Source organism: Corallococcus sp. 4LFB (assembly GCF_046520365.1).
GTDB lineage: Bacteria > Myxococcota > Myxococcia > Myxococcales > Myxococcaceae > Corallococcus > Corallococcus caeni.
On record NZ_JBKGHJ010000597.1, the window covers coordinates 1 to 4517 of the forward strand.

The 4517-nt window shown below is 70.8% G+C and carries 4 protein-coding genes and 2 pseudogenes; 4 read left to right on the forward strand and 2 right to left on the reverse strand.

The genetic code is table 11. From position 1 onward, the window contains the following. Nucleotides 1-288: 288 nt before the first annotated feature. Nucleotides 289-516, forward strand: coding sequence for an MbtH family protein (locus tag ACLEQD_RS37675; protein WP_143901243.1), 228 nt, complete (start codon nt 289-291; stop codon nt 514-516). Between the two features lie 62 nt (nt 517-578). Here ACLEQD_RS37675 and fruA read toward each other — a convergent pair whose 3' ends face one another. After that, nucleotides 579-1265: a response regulator transcription factor FruA gene (fruA, locus tag ACLEQD_RS37680; protein ID WP_410390697.1), complete on the reverse strand. Its 687-nt coding sequence runs from the start codon at nt 1263-1265 to the stop codon at nt 579-581. Nucleotides 1266-1747: 482 nt separating this feature from the next. On the opposite strand from fruA, the pseudogene ACLEQD_RS37685 reads away from it, so the two are divergent. Together ACLEQD_RS37685 and ACLEQD_RS37690 are read left to right on the forward strand one after the other, a co-directional pair. Beyond that, nucleotides 1748-2528 (forward strand): annotated as a pseudogene (locus ACLEQD_RS37685) (RDD family protein). Between the two features lie 318 nt (nt 2529-2846). Beyond that, entirely contained in the window at nt 2847-3539 is a 693-nt protein-coding gene (locus tag ACLEQD_RS37690; RefSeq protein WP_410390698.1) for a stage II sporulation protein M, read from the forward strand. Here the strand turns inward: ACLEQD_RS37690 and ACLEQD_RS37695 are convergent. After that, complete coding sequence (locus ACLEQD_RS37695; RefSeq protein ID WP_410390699.1) at nt 3455-3970, reverse strand: J domain-containing protein; 516 nt, start codon at nt 3968-3970, stop codon at nt 3455-3457. The genes ACLEQD_RS37690 and ACLEQD_RS37695 overlap by 85 nt on opposite strands. Nucleotides 3971-4346: 376 nt before the next feature. Here ACLEQD_RS37695 and ACLEQD_RS37700 point away from each other — a divergent pair. Next, nucleotides 4347-4517 (forward strand): annotated as a pseudogene (locus ACLEQD_RS37700) (HEAT repeat domain-containing protein); the annotation flags it as partial.

Consider the following 4517-nt stretch of genomic DNA (forward strand, 5'->3'; position numbering starts at 1 on the left):
TGCGGCCCTCCGGCCCCGTCCCGTCAGGGCCAGGCCAGCGAGGCCCAGGCGCCCCCCAGGAGGAGCACGAGCCCCGACACGGCGTTCTTCCAGATGCGCATGCGGCCGAGTATCCGCGCCTCACGCCGCTCGTGTCACGGCCACGGATTCCGGGTGCGGCCCCCGCGGGCGGCCGGGCGCGGATCCACCCTCCCAGGAAGGTCCGGGCGGTGTCGCCTCCACCTACCTTGACCGCTTTTCCCCGGGTGTGCGACGAAAGGGGGTCCCCTGCTTCCAGGAGCCCCCCCGATGAGCGACGAGCGCGAAGACACGACCATCTACAAGGTCGTCGTCAACCACGAAGAGCAGTACTCCATCTGGCCCGCGGACCGTGAGAACGCGCTGGGCTGGAAGGACGCCGGCAAGCAGGGCCTGAAGGCCGAGTGCCTGGAGTACATCAAGGAGGTCTGGACGGACATGCGTCCGCTGAGCCTCCGCAAGAAGATGGAAGAGGACGCGGCCCGCAACAAGAACTGAGGGCCGCGCGCTGCTTCCCACCGCGCCCTCCCCGCTTCAACGGGGAGGGTGGGCCGGACCGGCTAGAGGTCCGGCGGAGGCCTGACGCCCAGGTGGCAGGCGCGCAGGGCAAGCTGGGTGCGGTTCTCCGCGCCCAGCTTGCGGTAGAGCTGCGTGACGTGTGACTTCACGGTGCGCTCGGCGATTTGCAGGTGCGCGGCGATCTTCAGGTTGTCCGCCCCGCCCGCCACGTACTGGAGCACCTCACGCTCCCGCTGCGTGAGCAGCAAGAGCACGCTCGCCGTGGGTGACGTCACCGGCGGATGCTCGAAGTCGTTGCGCAAGAGCTGCACCGGGAAGAGGCGCTCGCCCCTCACCAGCGACTGGACCGCGGAGGACACCGCGTTCACGCCCAGCCCCGCGCGGAAGAGATACCCGGAGGCCCCCTCGTCGAAGCACTGGGAGATGACCTCCGGCGTGCTCACCGCGGACAAGAGCAGCATGCGCACTTCCAGCCGGCGCTTGCGGGCCTCACGCAGCAGGTTGAGCCCCTCCGTCACGGAGCATCCGATGGCGGCCTCGCCGTCGTTCTCCACGTCGAGGATGGCCACCTGCGGTGGATCCGTGCCGAGTCCGTCCAGGAAGCCGCGCACGTCGCGCGTCACCGAAGTGGAATGACCCTCACCCCGAAGCCCATCGGACAAGCCCTGCCAGGCCGCCCACGGTCCTTCGAGAATCGAAATACGAACTGCCGATTGATTCGCTGCCATGCGATGGCCCCCCAGCCGTCGTGGCGAATTGCTTTCAATGCTACCTGTCGACTTCAACCTGCCCCGGAGTCGGTGGAACCGCGGCGGAACTTCCGCCTGTGCTGAGCGTGCGAGAACCGCGCTTCAACTCCATCCGGGGGTCTTGTCAGTGCTGCCCTGCGGACTGCGCTTGCGACTGCCGAACTGGCCCAATCGGGCCGTTCCTCCCTTTCCGTTTCAGGCAATTCCTGCCAACCGAGACCCTAACATCATCCAAGGCCTCTTGCGAACCGCCCCTGTCGGGACTGTCAATTGCGCACGAATCGTATCGAAATCCAGGGCCTCGTCCGTCAGGTCGTGATCGCTGTCGGCCGCGGGACATGCATCCGGCGTCCACATTTCAATGTTTCGCCTGCTGTTTCGCCCGGCGTCCGCGGATGGCGCCCATGCACGGGGATGGCGCGTCCTGGACGCCAAGGGCGTATGCTGTGCGTCCCGCGCGCATGACTCCCTCCGCCCCCGCACCCCACGTCGACGTCGCCACCCCCGAACGCGTCGCGCTCTCCCTGCCCGTGGCCGGCATTGGCTACCGCTGTCTGGCGTGGCTGGTGGACGCGAGCCTGCTGTTCTTCTTCTGGGTGGCGCTCTACTTCGTCGTCACGCTGCTGGTGTCCGACGTGCTGGGGGCCTTCCAGGCGCTGTCGGGGCTCACGCAGACCCTGCTCGCGGTGGGCCTCTTCGCCACGCAATGGCTGTACTGGACGCTGGCGGAGGTCTTCTTCCATGGACAGACACCCGGCAAGCGCGTGATGCGCATCCGGGTGGTGCGCGAGGATGGCTCGCCGGTGGGCTTCTTCGAAAGCGCGGTGCGCAACCTCTGCCGTGCGGTGGACTTCCTGCCCGTGCTCTACGCCACCGGCTGCATCACCATGCTGCTGGACGCGCGGCACCGCCGGCTGGGGGACCTGCTCGCCGGCACCGTGCTGGTGCGCGAGGAGGCCATCGACCTGGACAAGTACACGCAAGCTCCGGCGACGGACTCCCCGCCCGCGTCCACGCCCGGCGCCGCCATGCAGCGGCCGCTGGACGCGGAGGACGTGGAGCTGGTGCTCGCGTTCCTCGCGCGCGCGCCCGGCCTGCAGCCGGAGGTGCGCCAGCGGCTGGGCGCGCGGCTGGTGGACCGCGTGGGCGCGTCCCTGACGGACGAGGAGCGCGGCGCGGGTGCTCCAGTCACCCGAGGCCACGGAGGCCTTCCTGCGCACGCGCGCGAAGGCGGCCCACTGACATGGCCGTGCCCCTGCCCACGTTCGTCACCCGGCGCCGCCCGGACTGGGACGCGCTCCAGGCGCTGCTCACGCGCCAGCGCGCGGCCGCCTGGGCCTGGCGGAGCTGCGCACGCTGGACACGCTGTACCGGCGCGCGGCCGCGGACCTGGCGCAAGCCCAGACATTCTATCCAGGCACGGACGCGCACCGCTTCCTCAACCAGCTCTGCGCGCGGGCGTATGGCGCCATCTACCAGCCGCCGCGCGAGCGCTGGGCCTCCACGCGCGACTTCTTCCGCCGCGACTTCCCCGCCACGCTGCGCCGCGAGGCGCGCTTCGTGGGCGTGAGCGCGGGCCTGCTGGTGCTGGGTTTGCTCCTGGGCGCGCTGGTGGTGACGCTGGAGCCGCGCGGCGCGGAGCTGCTGGTGCCGGAGGGCGTGCGGCGCTACGTGGCGCAGGGGCGCATGTGGACGGACGACCTGTTGTCCGTGGCGCCGCCCAACGCCGTGGCCTCCGGCATCGCGACCAACAACCTCACCGTCACGCTGTTCGCGTTCGCGTCCGGCATCCTCTTGGGCGTGGGGCCCATCTTCACGCTCGTGAACAACGGCGTGCTCATTGGCGCGGTGGGCGCGCTGTGCTTCCGCGAGGGCATGGCCGCGGGCTTCCTGGACTTCATCGCCGCGCACGGGCCGGTGGAGCTGTCCATCATCGTCATCGCGGGCGGCGCGGGGCTGATGGTGGGCCAGGCGCTCATCGACCCTGGCGAGTTGCCGCGCGCGCAGGCGCTCCAGGCGCGCGGACGTGAGGCGGTGAAGCTGGTGGTGGGCTGCGCGCCCTTCCTCGCATGCATTGGCATGGTGGAGGGCTTCATCTCCCCGGGCCACCTGTTCCCCACCTGGGCCAAGGTGGGGCTGGGCCTGTCATTGGGAGCGCTGTTCTGGCTCTACCTGTTGCGCGCGGGCAGGACGGACGCGGGCGTGGCGCACGTGGACGTCCCGGACGCCATCGCCTCCAGCCGCTTGCGCTGACGGTGCTTGAGGATGCGCTCGTAGGCGGCGTTGAGCTCGCGCATCTGCTCCGCGGAGCCGCCCCGGTCCGGGTGCCGCTCCATGGCCAGCGCGTGGAAGCGCGCGCGGATGACGTCCGCGGAGTCCAGCGGCGACACGCCCATCGTCTGGTACGGGCACTGCTCCTGGACGGCGGTGAGCCACTGGTCCAACCGGGCCTTCACCTCCACGAAGCGCGCGTCCGCGTCCGCGGTGTCCTTCACCGGGTGCGTGCGCATCTTCGCGTCCGCGCGGAAGACCTCGCTGTAGGTGCTGGACACCCAGCGGTGGCATGAACCGCACCGGTAGTACTTCACCCGGCTCCCGGGCTGGAGTGTCATCATCACGCCGCAGTGGGTGCACTCCACCGTGACGTTCTCCAGTGTCTGCCAGCTCGCGACCGCCGCACCCATGGTGACTTCGACCTCCGTTCGCAACACGCCTGTAGCACCGGCAACCTCCCACGTCCGGCGATCCCGTCAAGAAAATGTCGTGGACGACCCAGGGGGCGGCCCCGGGCGCGCTGCAGGGCTTCCCGGGTTTCAGGTAGAACCCTGCCCATGCGACCGCTCCTCGCCGCCGCCCTGCTCCTGACCGCCGCCGCGCACGCCCAGGCCCCGTCGGTCCCGGCCGCCGCGCCCAAGGCCTCCCCGAAGCCCCGACAAGGCCCCCGCGGACAGGGCCGCCCCCGCCCGGCCGCCGGAGGACACCAGCGCGTCGGACGCGGCCCTCCTGAAGGGCCTGCTGTGGGCGGCGGAGCCCGCGCCGGAGGAGATCCGCGCGCTCGCCATCGAGGACCTGGCGCTGCTGGGCGACGCGCGCGCCCTGGACCCGCTGGCCGCGTTCATCTGGGACCCGAACCCGCGCATCCAGCAGGCGGCGCTGCGCGCGGTGGCCCTCTTCCAGCACCGCCGCGCGGAGGAGATTCTGGGCAACGTCGTGCGCCACCCGCGCCTGCCG